The following is a 20548-nucleotide window of genomic DNA, read 5'->3' as shown; positions in this document are numbered from 1 at the left end:
CGCTCCGGGCCGGCTCAGCGGCGCGACCTGTACGGGCTCAGCGGCGTGACATGTAGATGTCGAGCGCCTTGTGGAGCAGCTTGTTGAGCGGGAAGTCCCACTCGCCGAGGTACTCGGCGGCCTGCCCGCCCGTGCCCACCTTGAACTGGATCAGACCGAAGAGGTGGTCCGTCTCGTCCAGCGAGTCGGAGATGCCGCGCAGGTCGTAGACGGTCGCACCCAGGGCGTACGAGTCGCGCAGCATCCGCCACTGCATCGCGTTCGAGGGCCGGAACTCACGCCCGATGTTGTCCGATGCGCCGTACGAGTACCAGACGTGCCCACCGACGACCAGCATCGTGGCCGCGGACAGGTTCACGCCGCCGCGCCGGGCGAAGTAGAGCCGCATCCGGTTGGGGTCCTCGGTGTTGAGGGCCGACCACATGCGCTGGAAGTACGACAGCGGGCGCGGCCGGAAGTGGTCGCGGATCGCCGTGATCTCGTACAGCCGCTGCCACTCCTCGAGGTCGTGGTAGCCGCCCTGGACGACCTCGACGCCCTCTTTCTCGGCCTTCTTGATGTTGCGCCGCCACAGCTGGTTGAAGTTCTTGTGGACCTCTTCCAGGGAGCGGTTGGCCAGCGGTACCTGGAAGACGTAGCGGGGCTGTACGTCGCCGAAGCCGGCGCCGCCGTCCTCACCCTGCTGCCAGCCCATGCGGCGCAGCTTGTCGGCGACCTCGAAGGCGCGCGGTTCGATGAAGTCCGCCTCGATGTCGCGCAGGCGCTTCACGTCCGGGTTCTGGATGCCGCCCTTGATGGACGTGGCCTCCCAGCGCCGGATGATCACCGGCGGGCCCATCTTCACGGAGAAGGCGCCCTGCTGCTTGAGGTGCGCGAGCATCGGCTGCAGCCACTCGTCGAGGTTCGGCGCGTACCAGTTGATGACCGGGCCCTCGGGGAGGTAGGCGAGGTAGCGCTTGATCTTGGGCAGCTGGCGGTACAGCACCAGCCCGGCGCCCACCATCTCGCCGGTCCGCTCGTCGAACCAGCCCAGGCTCTCGGAGCGCCACTCCGCCTTGACATCGGCCCATGCCGGAACCTGCATGTGGCTAGCCGCGGGCAGGCTCTGGATGTAGGCCAGATGCTGCTCTCGGCTGATGGTCCTCAGGGTCAGGCTCATTCGGGGCGCTCCTCGGGCTGGTGTGTCCCCATGGGTACAGGGGCTCCGGCTCTCGCGCCGAAGCCTACTGCGCCCCGGGAGCGCCCCGACTGGGCCGTACTGAACCTGCGTCCCGACCGAAGCGTGGTCAGGACGTTCTGAGGTGATGTGTCCGGCTGTATCGGCAGGCGGTGGTGTCTCCGGCCGCCCGGACGAGGTTGTGTCCGGCTGCCTCAGCCGATGATGCCGCCGAAGAGGCCGCCGTGCGCCATGCCGAGGAAGAAGCCGACGGCCGAGGCACCGAGACCCAGGATCAGGCCGAAGCGTTCCCGGGTCGTCTCCGAGATGAACTGCCCGGAGGCGCCGGTGATGATCCCGATCAGGCCTGCCCACGAGCTGATGAGGTGCAGGTTGTTGAAGGCTGCCGTGATGAGAGCGGTGACTCCGAGGACCAGAGTCACCGCGAGCAGCGTGTCTTGGAGGGGGTGGGGCTTGTTGTCCGTCGCGAACAGAGAGCCGGCAACGGTGGGTCGCGTCTGTGCCATAGGGCACCTCCTGCGGAAGGCGGCGCATCGTAGCGCCATACACACCCGATGTGTACAGATTGACGGTGACCCCGGCCGGATTTCAACCGGAAGCGGGTGTGCAGGTACTCTGTACCCTCTGCACCGGTGTCTGCCCAGGCCATGGCCAGGTCACGACAAGGATTCCCCTTCGGTTCACCGTTCACTCGGTACATCGACGGGGTCGTCTTTGTCAGTGGCGTTGTCAGTGGCGGCGGATACCGTTGCGAACGCATCACAACCCTCCTGCCACGGAACCGCCGTGGCCGTTGAGTCCAAAGGAGGTGGGTTCCACATGCGTCACTACGAGGTGATGGTCATCCTCGACCCCGATCTCGAGGAGCGCGCTGTCTCCCCGCTGATCGAGAACTTCCTCTCCGTCGTCCGTGAGGGCAACGGAAAGGTCGAGAAGGTCGACACCTGGGGCCGTCGTCGTCTCGCGTACGAGATCAAGAAGAAGCCCGAGGGCATCTACTCGGTCATCGACCTGCAGGCCGAGCCTGCGGTCGTCAAGGAGCTCGACCGCCAGATGAACCTGAACGAGTCGGTCCTCCGGACCAAGGTCCTCCGTCCCGAGACCCACTGAGCTCTGCAGCTCAGCTGATCTCGGGCATCGAGTAGCAGCACTAGCAGCCAGCAGCAAACCCGCCGAGAGGTTCCCCCATGGCAGGCGAGACCGTCATCACGGTCGTCGGCAATCTTGTCGACGACCCCGAGCTGCGCTTCACCCCTTCCGGTGCGGCGGTCGCGAAGTTCCGTGTCGCGTCCACCCCCCGCACCTTCGACCGTCAGACCAATGAGTGGAAGGACGGCGAGAGCCTGTTCCTGACCTGCTCGGTCTGGCGTCAGGCGGCGGAGAACGTCGCCGAGTCGCTCCAGCGAGGCATGCGCGTCATCGTGCAGGGCCGGCTGAAGCAGCGGTCCTACGAGGACCGTGAGGGCGTCAAGCGCACGGTCTACGAGCTGGACGTCGAGGAAGTCGGCGCCAGCCTGAAGAACGCCACGGCCAAGGTCACCAAGACCACCGGTCGAGGTGGCCAGGGTGGTTACGGCGGCGGCGGTGGCGGCCAGCAGGGCGGCGGCTGGGGCGGAGGCTCCGGCGGCGGCCAGCAGGGCGGCGGCGGAGCTCCCGCGGAGGATCCCTGGGCGACCAGCGCTCCTGCCGGTGGCAACCAGGGCGGCGGCGGTGGCGGCTGGGGTGGAAACTCCGGCGGCTCCGGCGGCTCTGGCGGCGGCTACTCGGACGAGCCCCCCTTCTAGGCCCCCGGGCCGAGGGTGGGCCGTACCCCCACTTCTTGATCACACAGGAGATACACCATGGCGAAGCCGCCTGTGCGCAAGCCGAAGAAGAAGGTCTGCGCTTTCTGCAAGGACAAGGTCACGTACGTGGACTACAAGGACACGAACATGCTGCGGAAGTTCATTTCCGACCGCGGCAAGATCCGTGCCCGCCGCGTGACCGGCAACTGCACGCAGCACCAGCGTGACGTCGCCACGGCCGTGAAGAACAGCCGTGAGATGGCGCTGCTGCCCTACACCTCCACCGCGCGATAAGGGAAGGGTGACCGACCAATGAAGATCATCCTCACCCACGAGGTCTCCGGCCTCGGTGCCGCGGGCGACGTCGTCGACGTCAAGGACGGTTACGCTCGCAACTACCTGATCCCGCGGAACTTTGCGATCCGCTGGACCAAGGGTGGCGAGAAGGACGTCGAGCAGATCCGTCGTGCTCGCAAGATCCACGAGATCGCGACCATCGAGCAGGCCAACGAGATCAAGGCCCGCCTCGAAGGCGTGAAGGTCCGTCTGGCCGTCCGCTCCGGCGACGCCGGTCGTCTCTTCGGTTCCGTCACCCCGGCCGACATCGCTTCGGCGATCAAGGCTTCCGGTGGCCCCGAGGTCGACAAGCGCCGCATCGAGCTGGGCTCGCCGATCAAGACCCTGGGCGCCCACGAGACGTCCGTGCGTCTGCACCCCGAGGTTGCCGCCAAGGTCAACATCGAGGTCGTCGCGGCCTGACCGCTGCGCTCGGCATAGCTGAGAGAAGGGCCGTACCCAGTTGGGTACGGCCCTTCTTCGTTCGGCAGGAGCGAGTTTGCGAGAGCGAGTTCGTTCGGCAGGGGCGAGCTGCTCTGTGTTTCACGTGAAACGGGTCTGAGGGCGAGGGCGAGGGCGACGGCGATGGCGTGGGCGATGCCCTGGACGAGGGCCAGGGCCAGGGCCAGGGCCAGGGTCAGGTCGGGTTGGCCGGCCGGGCTGGTCGTTTCACGTGAAACGGCCAGTGCGCTGGTTCAGCGCGTCGCGCCCGTGACGATCCAGCGTCCCGAGTGGGAGCGCAGCCACAGGGTCAGCATCCTCACCGTCATCATCAGCGTCATCGCTCCCCAGAGGGCGGTGAGCCCGCCCCCGAGCGTGGGCACCAGCAGCGCGACGGGAGTGAAGAGCGCCAGGGTGAGCAGCATGGCCCACGCCAGGTAGGGCCCGTCTCCCGCGCCCATCAGGACTCCGTCGAGCACGAAGACGATCCCGCTGATCGGTTGTGAGACGGCCACCAGAACCAGCGCGGGAAACGCCGTGTTCTGGACGGCCGAGTCGCTGGTGAACAAGGGAAGGAAGATCGGGCGGGCGGCGATCACCAGCAGGCCGAGCACGACACCGGAAGCGATGCCCCACTGGACCATGCGGCGGCAGGCCTCGCGAGCACCCTGAGCGTCGTTCGCACCGAGATGGCGTCCGATGATGGCCTGTCCGGCGATGGCGATCGCGTCGAGCGCGAAGGCGAGCAGACTCCACAGGGACAGGATGATCTGGTGTGCGGCCATGTCGGCGTCCCCGAGCCGCGCGGCGACAGCCGTGGCGATCATGAGGATCGTCCTCAGTGAAAGCGTGCGCACGAGCAGGGGCGCACCGGCCTGAGCGCAGGCCCGTATCCCGGCGACGTCCGGTCGCAGCGAGGCCCCGTGCTTCCGGGCCCCGCGGACGACGACGAACAGATACACCGCGGCCATCCCGAACTGGGCGATGACGGTGCCCCAGGCGGAGCCGGCGATACCCAGTCCGGCGCCGTAGACGAGGCCCACGTTGAGCGCGGCGTTGGCGACGAAGCCCCCGACGGCGACATAGAGGGGGGTCTTCGTGTCCTGCAGTCCGCGCAGGACCCCGGTGGACGCGAGCACGATGAGCATCGCGGGGATACCGAGCGAGGAGATGCGCAGATAGGTCGTCGCGTACGGGGCCGCGGTGTGCGAGGTGCCGAAGAGTTCCACGAGTGCGGGTGCCGTGGGCAGGACGGCGGCTATGACGAGCGCGCCGAGCAGGAGCGCGAGCCAGATGCCGTCCATGCCCTGGCGTATCGCGGCCCGCAGATCACCGGCGCCGACCCGTCGGGCGACGGCGGCGGTGGTGGCGTACGCGAGGAAGACGAAAACACTGACGGCGGTCGTAAGGAGGGCGGAGGCGACACCGAGGCCGGCCAGTTGTGCGGTGCCTAGGTGTCCGACGATGGCGCTGTCGGCCATCACGAACAGAGGCTCGGCGACGAGTGCGCCGAAGGCCGGAACGGCCAGCGCGACGATCTCTCGGTCGTGCCGGCGTCGGGCGGCCTCGGGTGCCGGGGGAGCCTGTGTCATGGGCACCAATCTAATCTTCCACAGGTAAGAGATGCAACGTGATAGTGACCATTACCTGCGCTCCCGTCGGGCGTGTCGCCGTGTACCGTTTGCAGCGATCTTTGTCCGACCGGGAAAGTTTTTCTTCTGCACAGCCGGTGGATGGTTAACGAGCAGGTCAGAGCGGTTTCTTTCGAGTGGTTGAGGGCTTGTTCACAGGCCTGTCCACCGGGTCGTACACAGGTTTTGTGGAGTTCTCCACAGCATCCGGGCCGTCGTCCACATGGCCTGTGGATAACCAGATTGGCTGTCGGTGCCCGCGGGCCTACCGTGGTGCGGCGCCCGCTCTCTTTTCTGCCTTCGGATACCTCGCAAAACCGACACGTCAGAACCGGAGTTGGGCCTCTTAGTTGTCAGTGCCGTGCCGTAGAAATGAGAGGCACGGTTAGGTCCGCTCGGCGGACGGGAGGAGGTGGCTCGGTGAGTATTTCCGAGCCCTTGGACGACCCGTGGGCCGACAGCGGTCCCAGTGATCGTCTGCCCGCTTCCCGCCGAGGCCGCGAGGGTGGCAGGGGCCGCGACGAACAGCACGACCGCGACCGGGACAACGGGCCGTGGGAAGGCGGAGGTTCGTCCTTCGAGCGCGTACCTCCCCAGGACCTCGACGCCGAGCAGTCCGTCCTCGGTGGCATGCTCCTGTCCAAGGACGCCATCGCCGACGTCGTCGAGGTCATCAAGGGCCACGACTTCTACCGGCCCGCGCACGAGACCATCTACACCGCGATCCTCGATCTGTACGCGAAGGGCGAGCCGGCCGACCCGATCACGGTCGCAGCCGAGCTCACCAAGCGGGGTGAGATCACCAAGGTCGGTGGTGCCTCGTATCTGCACACCCTCGTCCAGACGGTCCCCACGGCGGCGAACGCCGAGTACTACGCGGAGATCGTCCATGAGCGCGCGGTCCTGCGCCGCCTGGTCGAGGCCGGCACGCGCATCACACAGATGGGATACGCGGCCGACGGCGACGTGGACGAGATCGTCAACACCGCCCAGGCCGAGATCTACGCGGTCACCGAGCAGCGCACCACCGAGGACTACCTGCCGCTGGGCGACATCATGGAGGGCGCGCTCGACGAGATCGAGGCGATCGGTTCACGGTCGGGGGAGATGACCGGTGTGCCGACCGGCTTCACCGACCTCGACTCGCTCACGAACGGTCTGCACCCGGGCCAGATGATCATCATCGCGGCTCGTCCCGCGATGGGTAAGTCGACGCTGGCGCTGGACTTCGCGCGGGCCTGTTCGATCAAGCACAACATGCCCAGCGTGATCTTCTCGCTCGAAATGGGGCGCAACGAGATCGCGATGCGCCTGCTGTCGGCCGAAGCCCGCGTGGCCCTGCACCACATGCGATCCGGCACGATGACCGACGAGGACTGGACGCGACTCGCGCGCCGGATGCCCGACGTCTCGGCCGCACCGCTCTACATCGACGACTCCCCGAACCTGTCCATGATGGAGATCCGCGCCAAGTGCCGGCGCCTCAAGCAGCGCGCCGATCTGAAGCTCGTCGTCATCGACTATCTGCAACTGATGCAGTCGGGCGGCAAGCGGTCCGAGAGCCGGCAGCAGGAGGTCTCCGACATGTCGCGAAACCTGAAGCTGCTGGCCAAGGAGCTGGAGCTGCCGGTGATCGCGCTGTCGCAGCTCAACCGTGGTCCCGAACAGCGCACGGACAAGAAGCCCATGGTCTCCGACCTGCGTGAATCCGGATCGATCGAGCAGGACGCGGACATGGTGATCCTGCTGCACCGCGAGGACGCCTACGAGAAGGAGTCACCGCGCGCGGGCGAGGCGGACATCATCGTCGGCAAGCACCGTAACGGCCCGACGGCCACGATCACCGTGGCCTTCCAGGGTCACTACTCGCGCTTCGTGGACATGGCACAGACCTGATCCACCGTCCTGGGCGCGGTGCGGAAGACATGCGCCCGGTCTTCGGGGAAATGCACTCGACGTGCGGTGCCGGGCCGGGTGGACTGAGGGCATGACGACACCCCAGGAAAAGCTCCTTCCCGGCACGCGCCGGGCTCTGTTGCACCGCATCGCCGCCGCTCAGGCCGAGGGGCGGGCGCCGTCGCTGGTCGCGGCGGTCGTCCGCGGCGGGGAGCCGGTGTGGCACGGGTCGCGCACCTCGGTGGACGGGCACGGACCGGACGAGAACGTGCAGTACCGGATCGGTTCGATCACCAAGACCTTCACGGCCGTGCTGGTGCTGCGGCTGCGCGACGAGGGACTGCTCGACCTGGGCGACCCGCTGGAGCAGCATCTTCCGGGCACCGGTGCGGGGGAGGCCACCATCGCCCAGCTCCTCGCGCACACCGCCGGGCTGGCGGCCGAGACTCCCGGTCCCTGGTGGGAACGCACACCCGGTTCGCTGCGCCCCGAGCTCTCCGACGTGCTCGGTGAGCAGCCCTTCCTGCATCCGGCCGGGCGGCTGCATCACTACTCGAACCCCGGCTACACCTTGCTGGGCGCACTGATCGAGGAACTCCGGGGGGTTCCCTGGGAAGAGGCCCTGCGGCGCGAGGTGCTCGACCCGCTGGGCCTGCACCGCACGAGTGGGCAGCCGCAGGCGCCCCATGCGGGCGGCTGGGCCGTGCACCCGTGGGCGGACGTCATGATGCCGGAGCCCTGCGAGGACCTCGGCCGGATGGCCCCGGCCGGACAACTGTGGTCCACCACAGGGGACTTGGCGCGCTTCGCCGTCTTCCTGACCACGGGGCACGCGGCGGTGCTCAGCGCGGAGTCCCTGCGGGAGATGCGTACGCCCGCGGCCCCCTTGGAGGCCGATCAGCTCGCCTCGGGGGACTCCTACGGGCTGGGACTGCAGGTGCTGCATCGGTCGGGCCGCATCCTGGTGGGCCACTCGGGGTCGTTGCCAGGCTTCCTTGCGGCGCTCGCGATCGGTGTGGAGGACGACGTGGCGGCGGTGGTGCTGTCCAACTGCACCTCCGGTCCGCGGGTGCTGACCGTGGCCACCGATCTCGTACGGATCGTCGCCGAGGCCGAGCCGCGCATTCCCGAGCCATGGCGTCCGGCCGCCGAAGTCGATCAGTCCGTCCTGGAGTTGGCCGGCCCCTGGTACTGGGGTACCCAGGCGTGCGCGCTTCGTCTGAGGGCCGATGGCATGGTCGAGCTGGGCCCGCTGGCCGGGGGTGGCCGCGGTTCGCGCTTCCGGGCGAACGGTGACGGGACCTGGACGGGACTCGACGGCTACTACATGGGGGAGCCGCTACGGGCCGTACGGCGCCCGGACGGGTCCCTGAGTCACCTCGACCTCGGTTCGTTCGTCTTCACGCGTCAGCCGTACGACGAGGGCGCTCCTGTGCCGGGTGGAGTGGACCCCGAGGGCTGGCGAGGGATTCAATAGCCGCTGTCATGCGGGGGTCTGTTTCACGTGAAACAGACCTCCGGCGTACGCAGGTGGCTCAGAGCGCCAGCTTGAAGCCCACGTGTGAGGCCGTGAAGCCGAGCCGCTCGTAGAAGCGGTGGGCGTCAGTGCGGGTGGCGTCGGAGGTCAGCTCGACCAACTGGCATCCCTGGCGCCGGGATTCCTCGATCGCCCACTCGATGAACCAGGTGCCGAGACCGCTGCCGCGTTCGGCGGAGTGGATGCGCACGCCCTCGATGAGAGCGCGGGTCGAGCCCTTGCGGGACAGCCCGGGAAGGACCGTGAGCTGCAGGGTGCCGACCACGCGTCCCTCGCGCACCGCGACCACCAGGTGCTGATTCGGGTCGACGCTCAGCCGCTCGAGCGCGGCCAGGTAGGGGGTCAGGTCGTCGGGCGATTCCCGCTGGGCGCCGAGCGGATCATCGGCGAGCATCGCGACGATGGCGGGGACATCGTCCGAAGCGGCCGGTCGAATCTCAAGATCTCCCATGGCCACAGCGTATCCAGGCACCTGTACGGGCTGTGTGGGCACCCGGCAGGGGGACGGGAGGTCGTCCCTGCCTAGGGCCTGTCCGGTGGATCATGCCGCAGACGCGGGGCTGGGCACGCCCATCTGCGGCGTTGTCGTCGGTTGCCGACGCTCCGCGTCGCCGCCCTCCTCCGCCTTGCAGCTGGACGCACCAAGGCCCGCTCACCAGCGTCGATGAAGCACCGCCCGTTTCCTGCGACTTGATCCGCCGGACAGCCCCTAGGCGGACACACTCGCCGACTCCACGACGCGGACCAGTGGGGCCAGTTCGGGGGACTTGGCCGCTTCGTCGAGCGCCTCGCGCAGGGCGGTGTCATTGGTGGGCCGTGCCTCTTCGAGGAGCTTGAGGCCGGCCTCGCTGACATTCGTGTAGATGCCGCGGCGGTCGGTCGGGCACAGATAGCGGGCAAGCAGACCACGGTCCTCGAGCCGAGTGACGAGCCGTGTGGTGGCGCTCTGACTGAGCACGACCGCGTCCGCGACCTGCTTCATCTGCAGGTGACCACCTTCGCCGTCGTGCTGTCGGCTGAGCACGTCGAGCAGGGAGTACTCCCTCACGCTGAGGTCGTGCTTGGTCTGCAGGGCGCGCTCGATGTGGGCCTCGATCCTCCCGTGCAGCAGGGAGAGGGCGCACCACCCCTGAGCAAGGGCGGTGAGAGCGGGGTCCGTGGCTGTCATGGCGTGTTCCTCCGTCCCGGAGCGGCTGACACCAGGGTAGAGCACGGGCGCAATAGTCCGCTCTTGCATTTAGCCCGCGTCTGCAACTATTGTGAACGCACGCAAAGTGCTCCTGCAATCGTTTGGGAAGGTGTCCCCACCATGCCTCTCGCGCTTCTGGCCCTCGCGATCGGGGCCTTCGGAATCGGAACCACCGAGTTCGTGATCATGGGTGTGCTGCCTGAGGTCGCCGGTGACTTCGGTGTCTCCATCCCCACGGCCGGACTGCTGGTGACCGGCTATGCCCTCGGCGTGGTGATCGGCGCCCCGATCATGACCGCGCTCGGCACGAAGGTGTCCCGCAAGCGGATGCTGATGCTGCTGATGGGGTTGTTCGTCGTCGGCAACCTGCTCTCCGCCGTCGCCCCGGCCTTCGGGCTGATGCTGGCGGGCCGAGTCGTCGCCTCTCTCGCCCACGGCGCGTTCTTCGGCATCGGATCGGTCGTCGCCGCCGAGCTTGTTGCGCCGGAGAAGAAGGCCGGGGCGATCGCCATGATGTTCAGCGGTCTCACCATCGCCAATGTGGTCGGTGTCCCCCTGGGTACGTTGATCGGGCAGTCCGCGGGCTGGCGGGTCACCTTCGCCGGAGTCGCCGCGCTTGGAGTGATCGGTCTGATCGGTATCGCCAAACTGGTCCCCGAGATGCCGAAGCCCGAGGGTGTGCATCTCCGCCACGAACTTGCCGCCTTCAAGAACGTCCAGGTCCTGCTGGCCATGGCGATGACCGTGCTCGGCTTCGGAGGTGTCTTCGCGGCCATCACCTACATCGCGCCGATGATGACCCACGTCGCCGGCTTCGCCGACACCTCCGTCACCTGGCTGCTGGTCCTCTTCGGCCTCGGCATGGTCGCCGGAAACCTCATCGGAGGCAGGTTCGCCGACCGCGCCCTGATGCCGATGCTGTACGTGTCCCTGGGCGGCCTCGCCATCGTGCTCGCCCTGTTCACGGTGACCGCGCACAACAAGATCCTCGCGGCCCTCACGATCGCGCTGATCGGCGCCCTCGGGTTCGCGACCGTGCCGCCGCTGCAGAAGCGCGTCCTCGACCAGGCTCACGGTGCCCCCACCCTGGCCTCGGCCGTGAACATAGGTGCCTTCAATCTCGGCAACGCCCTCTCGGCCTGGCTCGGTGGCCTCGTCATCGCAGCCGGCCTCGGTTACACCGCCCCCAACTGGGTCGGCGCGGCGCTCGCCGCGGGAGCCCTGGTTCTCGCCGTCGTCTCGGCAGCTCTGGAGCGCCGAGCCGAGGCCGCCGGCACCGTCGCCGCCGCAAGCCCGCCCATCGAGCAGCGGACCGCCGTCCACCACTGAGCCACTGAGCCACCGAGTAGCAGCCGGCCCCTCACGGCTGAGCCCACCACCCTGATCGGCCACGCCCGACCAGCACCTCAAGGAGAAAGTCTCTTATGACCAGCACCACCGTCGCCGTTGCTCCGCTGACCATCCAGGACGCCGAGGTTCTCGTCTCTGCGGCCCACCGTGCCGCCGAGGCCGCCGGAGTCACGGTCAGCGTCACCGTCCTCGACGCGGGCGGCCATCTGCTCGCGTTCCGGCGCGACGACCGCGCCGTACTGATTTCCGGCGAGACCAGCACGCGCAAGGCCTACACGGCGCTCCAGCTGGACTCCGCCACCAGGGAACTGGTCGACGCGGTCCAGCCCGGCGGCCTCTTCCACACCCTGCCCACCGCGCTCGACCGCCCCCTCCTGTTCATCGCGGGCGGTGTTCCGGTCCGTCGTGACGGTCGTCTGATCGGGGCGATCGGGGTCGGTGGCGGAGCGCCCGACCAGGACCACGAGTTCGCCGTCGCGGCGGTGGAGACGCTCGTCTGACCGCACCCCCGTAGACAAGCGCCGGTCCCCCAAAGACGACGGGGACCGGCGCTTCTCTACGCGGTGAGTGATTCTCCGGGCGGTGGATGCGACTGCACCCCGGCGGCTCTCAGCCCGCCGCCACCGTGAGCGGAGCGAAGCGTCGCGTCCAGTCCCCGGGCAACTCCGAGATCCCGTACGTCATGACCGTGTTGAAGCTCGTGGGCTCCAGGCCGTGTTCCTTCGCCCAGGACAGCAGCTCTTCGTGCCGTACGTCGATGTCGGTGCGCAGCGGGCGGTCGGTGTGGGCGGCGAGCGAGGCGATGAGTGCCTTCGCCGTCTTGGTGTCACGGGCGATCAGTGGACCCACCACATGGGTGTACATGTTGGGCCAGGCCGCCGCGTAGCCGATGATCCGGCCGTTCTCCACGGCGACACGCAACTGGTCGGAGAAGGCGGGCAGCCGCGTGATCACATGCGTGCGGTCGGAACCGAAGACCTCGGCGTCGAGCCGAAGAATCGTGGTCAGATCCTCGGCGGTGGCCGGGCGCGTGGCCACCTTCGGGTCCGGCCCGCCAGGGACGAAGTGGCCACGGACCATCTCGGCGCGGCCCGTGACCTTGAAGCCCAGCTCCTCGTAGAGCGGTTGGCCATAAGGAGTCGCGTGCAGGGTCAGCGGGGTGGTGCCCATCTCTGCCACGACATGCCGCATCAGGCGTCGGCCGACACCCTGGCGGGCATGCCGCTCGGCGACCAGCACCATTCCGATCGCTCCCAGTTCAAGCCTCTCCGGCGTTCCGTACTTGGTCACGATGCAGGCGGTGACGAGACCCCCGTCGGGGTCGTCGATGCCGTAGCCCGTCCCGGCGGTGAGGAGCAGACCCCACTTGTGTTCCTCGCGGGGCCACCCCCGGTTCTCTGACAAATCGGCGCAGGCGGTGAGATCGCGAGGCGTCAGTCGGCGGATGGGCAGAAGGGCGGGGGAAGGTGTCGACACGCAGGTCAGGCTGTCTGACATACACCCCTGACGTCCACCTGTTTGCCAAGGGGTCTATGCGTTTTTGGCCATGTCGTGCCTCAGGTACGGGCAAGGAGGCAGCGTCGCTTCCCACAGCACACGGACAGATGTTTCACGTGAAACAGCGAAAGCTGCCCGGGCCGCTAGCCTCGGTTTCCATGCCACGACTTCATCTCTTCGACCTTGACGGAACGCTGCTGTACGGGAGTTCCGCACCCCAGGAGATCTCACGGCAGATCGGCCTGGAGGCCGAGACGGTTGCGCTTGACCAAGCGATCTCGGCAGGACGGATCGGCTCGCCGGAGTACGCCACACAGGTGCACGCCCTGTGGGCGGATCTCAGGGAGGAACATGTGGCGGCGGCCTTCGCGGGCGCGCCGTGGCTGTCCGGCATCGAGGACGTCTGGGCGGAGATCAGAGGCAACGGCGACTACTGCGCCGTTATCTCCCTCTCGCCCTCGTTCTTCGTCGAGCGACTGACGGCGTGGGGTGCGCATGCGGCATACGGTTCGCGTTTTCCCGCTCTGCCGTTCAGCGAGCCCGTTGATCTCGCGGGCATTCTCACTGCCGCGGCGAAGGTGCAGATCGCGGACCGGCTCTGTGAAGAGTTCGGGGTGATGCGGGCCGATTGTGTCGCCTATGGCGACTCGCTGTCCGACAAAGACCTGTTCGAGACGGTGCCGGTCTCCGTCGCGGTCAATGCGGATCGGCATCTGGCAGGCCTTGCCACGCACTCCTACGTGGGACGAGACCTGTGGGATGCCTATGAATTGATCCGACGCGCCTTGTAATTGCGGCAGTTGAGAGTGGGGCGCCCCATCTTCGGGCGGAAGGCAGGGGGTACTTGTTTGTGGGTCGGCTGCCGGTATGGTCGACTCCGGTTCGCGTCCATCGTGATGTACGCACGTCTCGTGGGGCACGAACGCAGGCCAATGCAGCGTAACGGGACGGAGAGATCGAAGACCCGTATTTTCCGTTATGCGGCCGGGTGCTGACTCAGAGTGGGATGCTGCAGTGAGGGTAGTGCGGCCAATGTCACATTCTCGCCTTACTTGTCCGTAGAGAGTGGCAATCCGGGTTGAATGTGGCCGCATTGGCCGGTGGGGACTGAACGGGGCAGGAAAGCAAGTCGTCTACGGGGGAAAGTAGGCATCTTCCGACCGCGGAAGTGCGCAGACCGACCGAAAGATGTTCGAGGCGAGGCACACCATGGACGCTCCGACCACCGCGTCGGCCGACAACGGCACTTCCGGAGGCAATGGCGGGGGCGGCTGGTTCACGCCGCGCAAGGAACCACTGCCGTCCGATGGGGAGAAGGAGCCCGCCGACGGCCGCCGTCTGGCAGCGATGCGCCCGGTCGGCCGACCCGCCGCGGGTCGGGGAACGACACAGCAGGAACGAATATCCTCCGCCGCGGAGGCAGAGCCGACTTTCCAGCAGGCCGCGCCCACTGAGGCCCCACCCCCCGAGCCGGAGCCCGCTCACGCGTCCGCTCGGCCGTGGTCAGGTCCGGCTGGCCCCGACCGCGGCTCCTCTGCGCAGTCCGATGCCGGCCCGGAGCAGTCCGTGTTCGGGCGGGAGCGGACGGATCCCGGGCATGAGCAGCCCGGCCCCGGCCCACAGCCGCGTGTACCCACCCAGGAGCAGCACCCTGCCGAGCCTCGGGTCCCGGTCCAGGAGCAGCGGTTCCGCGAGCCTCCTACGCCCTTCGACGGGCCGCGGTTGCCTGAACCTCCGGCTCCCTTCGACAGGCCGCGGTCGCCCGAGCCGCCCGAGCCCTTTCAGAAGCCGCGGTCGCCCGAGCCTCCTGTCTCCCTTCAGGCGCCCTCGCTGCCCGAGCCGGGACCCTCCGGCCAGGAGCCGCGGTTGCCCGACCAGAGGTCCGCCCCCACTCCGCAGCCGTCTCCGGACGCCGTGCTCATCCGCCGGACCATGGCCGAGGTCGGCCCCGTCGCCGACAAGGTCACTTCCTACTTCTACGCACTCCTCTTCGTGCGCCACCCGGATCTACGGCCGTTGTTCCCCGCGGCGATGGACACCCAGCGAGACCGACTGCTCAAGGCGCTGCTGACCGCCGCCGAACACATCGACAACACTCCGGTTCTCGTCGATTACCTGCAGAACCTCGGCCGTGGCCACCGTAAGTACGGCACCCGGCCCGAGCACTACCCGGCCGTCGGTGAGTGCCTCATCGGCTCGCTCAGCCGTTTCGCCTCGGCGATCTGGGACGCCGAGACCGAGGCGGCCTGGGTGCGCGCGTACACGACGATCTCCCAGGTGATGATCGACGCGGCGGCCGCGGACGAGCTGCGCGCCCCGGCCTGGTGGTACGCCGAAGTCGTCGCACACGACCTCAGGACGCCGGACATCGCCGTCATCACGGTCCGCCCCGACCAGCCGTACCCCTTCCTCGCCGGGCAGTACACAAGCCTGGAGACACCGTGGTGGCCGCGCATATGGCGGCACTACTCCTTCGCCTCGGCGCCCCGGTCCGACGGACTGCTGTCCTTCCATGTGAAGGCGGTCCCGGCGGGCTGGGTTTCCAACGCGCTGGTGCACCGTGCCCGTCCCGGCGACATCATCCGGCTCGGGCCGCCGGCCGGATCGATGACCGTTGACCACACCACCGACAGCGGACTGCTCTGTCTCGGCGGCGGCACCGGCATCGCGCCCATCAAGGCGCTGGTCGAGGACGTCGCCGAGCACGGGGAGCGGCGGCCGGTCGAGGTCTTCTACGGTGCCCGCACCGATCACGACCTGTACGACATCGACACGATGCTGCGGCTGCAGCAGAGCCATCCATGGCTTGCCGTACGCCCGGTCGTCGACCAGCGGGCGCATCTCCATCTGCCCGACGCCGTACGCGAGTACGGCCCGTGGAACGAGTACGACGCCTATCTCTCGGGGCCACCCGGCATGATCCGCAGCGGGGTGGACGCTCTGAGGGAAGCGGGCATCCCGTCGGACCGCATACGCCATGACTCGGTCGAGGAACTCGTCGCGGCAGGGGACTGACCGGGCCCATCCGGCAGACGGGGCCACGACCCCGACCCGAAGAGCCTCAGCCCAGGTCCGGTGCGTGCATCGCCCGTACGCCTTCGATGTTCCCGTCGAGATAGTGCCGCAGGGACAGCGGTACGAGGTGGACGGAGGCGATGCCGACCCGGGTGAACGGCACCCGCACGATCTCGTACTCGCCGCAGGGCTCGTCCACCTCGGGGCCGTGCCGCTGGGACGGATCCATGGACTCCAGACGGCAGACGAAGAAGTGCTGCACTTTCACACCGGTCGCGCCGCCGTCGTCACCGATGTGCTCGACGGTGTCGACGAAGCAGGGCACCACATCGGTGATCTTGGCACCGAGTTCCTCGTGCACCTCACGATGGAGTGCGTCGACGACAGTCGTGTCTTCCGGTTCGACCCCGCCACCCGGTGTCAGCCAGTAGGGATCGACGCCGGGTTTGGTGCGCTTGATCAAGATCAGGTCGTTGCCATCGAGCAGGATGGCGCGGGCGGTGCGCTTGACCACGGGTCGGACGGTCATGGGAGAAATGTGGCCCGGCTGGTTCCACGTGAAACATCGCGGAGCCCCGAGGCACTCAGGAAGGGCTCAGAAAGCCCCCTGGGAGGCTCAGGGAGCCCTGGGAGGCTCGGGAGGGCATCAGGACCAGTCGGCCGCGGCGTGGAGCAGCCAGTCATGCGCCCGTGCGATGTGCGGCATGGCCAGCGTGCCGGTGCGGACCACCAGGAAGTACGTACGCAGCGGAGGCACCGCCGGGTCGAGAAGCGCGACCACGTCACCCCGTTCCAGGGCTCCGGCGCACAGATACCGGGGCAGTACCGCGAGGCCCGCGCCCGTGGCGGCGCAGGCGAGCACGGCGCGCAGATCGGGGACGACGACGGTGCCCGAAGCGGCCGGATGGGAGTCGAAGACGGATGCCCAGTAGCGGGCGACGAGCGGCAGCGACTCGTGCACTTCGACCACGGGGAAGTTCTCCAGGGCCGGCGAGCCCTTTCGGCGGAGCTTTCCCGCACCTATGCGGGCGGCCCAGCGCGGGGCGGCGACCAGCACGTGCTCCTCGTCGCAGAGCGGAGTCGCGGTGAGCAGGGTGCCACGCGGACGGGCCGTGGTGATGGCCAGATCATGATGTCCGGCGGCAAGCCCTTCCAGTGTCTCCTCGGCGTTGCCGAAGGAGGCGCGCAGCGCGAAGCCCTGGCCGTCCTCGCCCGTCAGCTCCGTGAGCGCGGGCAGCGCCCGCTCGGCGGTGAACTCCGGTGGCCCGGCCAGATGCAGGGTGCGCAGTGACGAGTCCTCGTCGAGTCCGGTTTCGGCGATCTCCACCAGGGCGTCGAGATGCGGCGCGGCCTTGTGGGCGAGCTCGTCACCGATCGTCGTGGGGGTCACCCCACGGGCCTGGCGAAGAAAGAGCGGTCGCCCCAACTGCCGTTCCAACGTGCGGATCTGTGAGGTGACGGCAGGCTGCGAGAGACCGAGCAGCGCGGCAGCGCGAGTGAAGGAACCGGCCCGGTGCACGGTCAGAAATGTGCGCAGCAGGGCCAAATCCATGGTGCCCCTCCCCTCTCAGCACCCCCGACCGAGCCCCAACTATAAATAAGTCGATAGGTCTCTGTCGCTACTGTGATTGGACACTGACACAGAGTCAACTAGCCTTGTTCGCGCGGTTCTTCGCGCGCAGAACCGGGACGGTCCGAGCCACGAGGGGGGAGGCTCGGACCGTCCGTTGTACGTAGCGAGGTACCAAGCGGACAGCCTGGACGGATTCCGCAGGATACTCACCGGTCGTTCAGGTAGGGGTCACTCCGCGGATTCGTCGAGCGCGCGCAGTACGTCAGCCACCAGGTCCTCGGGGTCTTCGGCGCCGGCCGAGAAACGGATGAAGCCCTCCGGCACGGCGTCGCCGCCCCACCGGCCGCGCCGCTCGGCGGTGGACCGCACCCCGCCGAAACTCGTCGCGTCGTCCACCAGACGCAGCGCGTCGAGGAAACGGTCGGCACGCGGGCGCGTGGGCAGTGTGAAGGACACCACGCATCCGAAGCGCCGCATCTGCTGCGAGGCGATCTTGTGCGAGGGATCGTCGGGCAGTCCCGGATAGCGCAGCCCGGTCACCTCGGGCCGACCGCGCAGCGCCTCGGCGATCACCAGGGCGTTGGCGTTCTGCCGGTCGGCACGCAGCTGGAGCGTGGCGAGGGAGCGATGAGCCAGCCAGGCCTCCATGGGCCCGGGGATCGCTCCGACGATCTTCCGCCAGCGCCGCACGGGCGCCATCAGGTCGGCGTCGAGCGCGGTGACGTATCCGAGCAGGATGTCGCCGTGCCCGGTGAGCATCTTGGTGCCGCTGGCGACCGAGAAGTCGGCACCCAGCTCCAGCGGGCGCTGCCCGAGCGGGGTCGCCAGGGTGTTGTCGACCGCGACGAGGGTGCCCTGCGCGTGGGCCGCCGCGACGAGGCGTCGTACGTCGCAGACGTCGAGCCCCGGGTTCGACGGGGTCTCGATCCACAGCAGCTTCGCGCCGTCGAGCACCTCGAGCTGGGCGTCGCCGCCGGTCGGGGCGGTGCGTACCTCGATGCCGTACGCGGTGAGCTGCTCGCGCACCAGTGGCAGCACCTGGTAGCCGTCGACGGGCAGGACCACCACGTCTCCGGCCTTCAGCTGGGAGAAGAGCACCGCCGAGATGGCGGCCATCCCGGAGGGGAAGGCGAGCGTCGTGACACCGTCCTGCCCGGGCGCCTCCAACTCGCCGATGGCACGCTCCAGGAGCGTCCAGGTCGGGTTCTCGTCACGACCGTAGGTGTACGGGCCGGTCGGATCGCCCGGCAGATGGAAGTGCGCGGCGAAGACCGGGCCCGGAAGCGTCGGCTCGTATTTGACGGGGTCGGGCAGCCCCGCCCGTACCGCTCGCGTGCCGTCGCCGCTTCCCGTGACGAAATCCCCTGACGTCATGCTGCCCGTCCCTCCAGTTCTTGCTGTACAGCGGCGAGCAGTCCGGGGCTCGCCGCCTCCACCATCTCAAGACACTCCTCGAAGCCGTCCATGGGTCCGTAATACGGATCGGGAACGTCCAGGTCGTCGCCCGCGTCGGGGTCGTACGACCGCAGCAGCCGGACCTTCGCCGCGTCCTCGGGAGTGGGCGCGATCCGGCGCAGGGCCGTGAGGTGGCCGGAGTCGAGGGCGATCACGAGGTCGAGGCGGGAGAACCACGAGGCGTGGAACTGACGGGCCGCATGGCCGCTCTCGTAGCCGGCCGCCTCCAGGACGGCGACGGTGCGCGAGTCCGCACCGTCGCCCTCGTGCCAGCCGCCCGTGCCCGCGCTGTCGACCTCTACCAGGCCATCGAGTCCGGCCTCTTCTATGCGGGCACGGAAGACGGACTCGGCCATCGGCGAGCGGCAGATGTTGCCGGTACAGACGAAACAGACGCGATAGGACATCGGACGCTCTCAGTCCTCGCCGTCGGGCAGCACGACATTGAGCGCCCAGGACACGACCGAGATGATCAGGCCGCCCACCACGGCGGTCCAGAAGCCCTCCACATGGAAACTGAGATCGAGCTTGCCGGCCAGCCACGAGGTGAGCAGCAGCATCAGGGCGTTGACCACGAGGGTGATCAGGCCGAGCGTCAGAATGAAGAGCGGGAAGGTCAGCACCTTCACCACCGGCTTGACCAGGAAGTTCACCAGACCGAAGACCAGGGCGACCACCAGCAGCGTGCCGACCTTCTTGCCGGTGCTGGTCCCGGTCAGGGTGATCTTGTCGAGCAGCCACACAGCGACGGCCAGGGCCCCCGCGTTGGCGATCGTCTTGACTACGAAATTCTTCATGTGTCTGATCGTGGCAGAAGAGATCGACTGGTGAGCAAGGCTGTGGACACAGCTTTCGGAGCACGGGAGCGGACGAGGGCGATGAAGGCATTCCGGCTGGACGAACTGGAGGCGGAACGGGCCGCCAACGACGGTGCTTATCTACAGTTTCTGCGCGAACGGAACATGTCGGTCGGCCTGTACGCGCTCGACGCGGGTGCGCCCGACCCGCAGAAGCCGCACCAGCAGGACGAGGTGTACTTCGTCGTGAGCGGCCGCGCTTCGATCACGGTCGGCCTGGAGACCACCCAGGTCGCGCGTGGCAGCGTCGTCTACGTACCCGCGGGGGTCGCCCACAAGTTCCACCACATCACCGAGGACCTGCGGGTTCTGGTGGTGTTCTCTCCGCCCGAGAGCTGACGGGGGCCTCAGGGTTCCCTAGGGGGACGGTCAGGGGAGGACAAGGGGTGCGGGGCCCCCGCCGGCACCTTCGCGGCCCTAGCATCGAATGCAGGACATCACAGAACCCGGAATCGGAGTCCCGGACTTGGGGCCACGGGCGTAGAGAGGCTAAGGACAAGGGCGATGCGAGAGATCTTCGGCGGGATGCCGTGGTGGGTGAAGTGGATCGCGGTGCCGGTCATCGCTCTGGTCGTGTTCGGCACGGTGATAGTCAGCGTGCTCAGTGTGTTGATCGGCCTGCTTTTCAAGGTCTTGATCTTCGTCGCCCTCGTCGGCGGATTGATCTACGTGGTACGGAAGTTCATGTCGAGTTCGTCGTCACGCAGCGACTGGTGAGACACAACCGGGTGAGTAACGGGTAACGGGCAGGTCAGGAAAGGGAACTCAAGGTTCCCTCGGCCGAGGGAAGTTTTCCGGCGAGGCCGTCTG

Annotated in this window: 23 protein-coding genes; 12 read left to right on the top strand and 11 right to left on the bottom strand. The window is 67.9% G+C overall.

Features of this window, described 5'->3' with window-relative positions; all coding sequences use genetic code 11:
* Nucleotides 1-37: 37 nt before the first annotated feature.
* Together femX and OG798_RS27510 are read right to left on the bottom strand one after the other, a co-directional pair.
* Nucleotides 38-1159 (bottom strand): peptidoglycan bridge formation glycyltransferase FemX, encoded by a 1122-nt coding sequence (gene femX, locus OG798_RS27515; RefSeq protein WP_060901662.1) that lies wholly within the window; start codon nt 1157-1159, stop codon nt 38-40.
* A 212-nt stretch (nt 1160-1371) separates the two neighbouring features.
* Complete coding sequence (locus tag OG798_RS27510; protein WP_095853704.1) at nt 1372-1683, bottom strand: hypothetical protein; 312 nt, start codon at nt 1681-1683, stop codon at nt 1372-1374.
* 313 nt (nt 1684-1996) lie between these two features.
* Between OG798_RS27510 and rpsF the strand changes: the two genes are divergently transcribed.
* The 4 genes from rpsF (at nt 1997) to rplI (ending at nt 3720) form a co-directional block, all read left to right on the top strand.
* Nucleotides 1997-2287, top strand: coding sequence for a 30S ribosomal protein S6 (gene rpsF, locus OG798_RS27505; RefSeq protein ID WP_004950685.1), 291 nt, complete (start codon nt 1997-1999; stop codon nt 2285-2287).
* A 77-nt stretch (nt 2288-2364) separates the two neighbouring features.
* Nucleotides 2365-2961, top strand: coding sequence for a single-stranded DNA-binding protein (locus OG798_RS27500; protein WP_266432688.1), 597 nt, complete (start codon nt 2365-2367; stop codon nt 2959-2961).
* A 57-nt stretch (nt 2962-3018) separates the two neighbouring features.
* Nucleotides 3019-3255, top strand: a complete 237-nt coding sequence (gene rpsR / locus OG798_RS27495) for a 30S ribosomal protein S18 (protein ID WP_003949403.1) — start codon at nt 3019-3021, stop codon at nt 3253-3255.
* A gap of 18 nt (nt 3256-3273) precedes the next feature.
* Nucleotides 3274-3720 (top strand): 50S ribosomal protein L9, encoded by a 447-nt coding sequence (gene rplI / locus OG798_RS27490; protein ID WP_054236454.1) that lies wholly within the window; start codon nt 3274-3276, stop codon nt 3718-3720.
* A 272-nt stretch (nt 3721-3992) separates the two neighbouring features.
* On the opposite strand, the gene OG798_RS27485 is transcribed toward rplI, so the two are convergent.
* A complete protein-coding gene (locus tag OG798_RS27485) occupies nt 3993-5330 on the bottom strand; it encodes an MATE family efflux transporter (RefSeq protein ID WP_095853706.1) in 1338 nt (445 codons plus the stop codon).
* Nucleotides 5331-5789: 459 nt separating this feature from the next.
* Between OG798_RS27485 and dnaB the strand changes: the two genes are divergently transcribed.
* Both dnaB and OG798_RS27475 read left to right on the top strand, forming a co-directional pair.
* Nucleotides 5790-7265 carry a replicative DNA helicase gene (dnaB, locus tag OG798_RS27480; protein WP_054236456.1) on the top strand — a complete coding sequence of 492 codons (1476 nt, stop codon included), beginning with the start codon at nt 5790-5792 and terminating at the stop codon, nt 7263-7265.
* 91 nt (nt 7266-7356) lie between these two features.
* Nucleotides 7357-8742: a serine hydrolase domain-containing protein gene (locus OG798_RS27475; RefSeq protein WP_328757858.1), complete on the top strand. Its 1386-nt coding sequence runs from the start codon at nt 7357-7359 to the stop codon at nt 8740-8742.
* 58 nt (nt 8743-8800) lie between these two features.
* Here OG798_RS27475 and OG798_RS27470 read toward each other — a convergent pair whose 3' ends face one another.
* A complete protein-coding gene (locus OG798_RS27470; RefSeq protein ID WP_121415614.1) occupies nt 8801-9253 on the bottom strand; it encodes a GNAT family N-acetyltransferase in 453 nt (150 codons plus the stop codon).
* Between the two features lie 258 nt (nt 9254-9511).
* On the bottom strand, nt 9512-9970 hold the full coding sequence (locus OG798_RS27465; RefSeq protein WP_060901667.1) for a MarR family winged helix-turn-helix transcriptional regulator: 459 nt from the start codon (nt 9968-9970) through the stop codon (nt 9512-9514).
* Nucleotides 9971-10111: 141 nt separating this feature from the next.
* Here OG798_RS27465 and OG798_RS27460 point away from each other — a divergent pair, with 141 nt between their 5' ends.
* Both OG798_RS27460 and OG798_RS27455 read left to right on the top strand, forming a co-directional pair.
* Nucleotides 10112-11320 (top strand): MFS transporter, encoded by a 1209-nt coding sequence (locus tag OG798_RS27460; protein WP_267062318.1) that lies wholly within the window; start codon nt 10112-10114, stop codon nt 11318-11320.
* 95 nt (nt 11321-11415) lie between these two features.
* Nucleotides 11416-11841, top strand: coding sequence for a GlcG/HbpS family heme-binding protein (locus tag OG798_RS27455; RefSeq protein ID WP_095853710.1), 426 nt, complete (start codon nt 11416-11418; stop codon nt 11839-11841).
* Between the two features lie 109 nt (nt 11842-11950).
* On the opposite strand, the gene OG798_RS27450 is transcribed toward OG798_RS27455, so the two are convergent.
* Nucleotides 11951-12817 (bottom strand): GNAT family N-acetyltransferase, encoded by an 867-nt coding sequence (locus OG798_RS27450; protein WP_373558966.1) that lies wholly within the window; start codon nt 12815-12817, stop codon nt 11951-11953.
* Between the two features lie 179 nt (nt 12818-12996).
* Between OG798_RS27450 and OG798_RS27445 the strand changes: the two genes are divergently transcribed.
* Nucleotides 12997-13629 (top strand): HAD family hydrolase, encoded by a 633-nt coding sequence (locus tag OG798_RS27445; RefSeq protein WP_095853712.1) that lies wholly within the window; start codon nt 12997-12999, stop codon nt 13627-13629.
* Nucleotides 13630-14026: 397 nt separating this feature from the next.
* On the top strand, nt 14027-15853 hold the full coding sequence (locus OG798_RS27440) for a globin domain-containing protein (RefSeq protein WP_413253564.1): 1827 nt from the start codon (nt 14027-14029) through the stop codon (nt 15851-15853).
* 46 nt (nt 15854-15899) lie between these two features.
* On the opposite strand, the gene OG798_RS27435 is transcribed toward OG798_RS27440, so the two are convergent.
* The 5 genes from OG798_RS27435 to OG798_RS27415 all read right to left on the bottom strand — a co-directional run bounded on the left by OG798_RS27435 (nt 15900) and on the right by OG798_RS27415 (nt 19678).
* Nucleotides 15900-16382, bottom strand: coding sequence for an NUDIX domain-containing protein (locus OG798_RS27435; protein WP_054236463.1), 483 nt, complete (start codon nt 16380-16382; stop codon nt 15900-15902).
* Between the two features lie 117 nt (nt 16383-16499).
* Nucleotides 16500-17405 (bottom strand): LysR family transcriptional regulator, encoded by a 906-nt coding sequence (locus OG798_RS27430; RefSeq protein WP_095853714.1) that lies wholly within the window; start codon nt 17403-17405, stop codon nt 16500-16502.
* Nucleotides 17406-17654: 249 nt separating this feature from the next.
* Nucleotides 17655-18800, bottom strand: a complete 1146-nt coding sequence (locus tag OG798_RS27425; protein WP_267062316.1) for a cystathionine gamma-lyase — start codon at nt 18798-18800, stop codon at nt 17655-17657.
* A complete protein-coding gene (locus OG798_RS27420; protein WP_121415618.1) occupies nt 18797-19288 on the bottom strand; it encodes a low molecular weight protein-tyrosine-phosphatase in 492 nt (163 codons plus the stop codon). Before OG798_RS27420 ends, OG798_RS27425 begins: the two co-directional genes overlap by 4 nt.
* A 9-nt stretch (nt 19289-19297) precedes the next feature.
* Entirely contained in the window at nt 19298-19678 is a 381-nt protein-coding gene (locus OG798_RS27415) for a phage holin family protein (protein WP_054236467.1), read from the bottom strand.
* An 81-nt stretch (nt 19679-19759) separates the two neighbouring features.
* Here OG798_RS27415 and OG798_RS27410 point away from each other — a divergent pair, with 81 nt between their 5' ends.
* Both OG798_RS27410 and OG798_RS27405 read left to right on the top strand, forming a co-directional pair.
* Nucleotides 19760-20077 (top strand): cupin domain-containing protein, encoded by a 318-nt coding sequence (locus tag OG798_RS27410; protein WP_095853716.1) that lies wholly within the window; start codon nt 19760-19762, stop codon nt 20075-20077.
* Nucleotides 20078-20242: 165 nt separating this feature from the next.
* Nucleotides 20243-20455 carry a DUF5326 family protein gene (locus OG798_RS27405; RefSeq protein WP_054236469.1) on the top strand — a complete coding sequence of 71 codons (213 nt, stop codon included), beginning with the start codon at nt 20243-20245 and terminating at the stop codon, nt 20453-20455.
* Nucleotides 20456-20548 lie beyond the last annotated feature (93 nt).

Source organism: Streptomyces sp. NBC_00271 (assembly GCF_036178845.1).
Taxonomy (GTDB): domain Bacteria; phylum Actinomycetota; class Actinomycetes; order Streptomycetales; family Streptomycetaceae; genus Streptomyces.
This window is presented reverse-complemented; position numbering and strand designations above follow the sequence as displayed.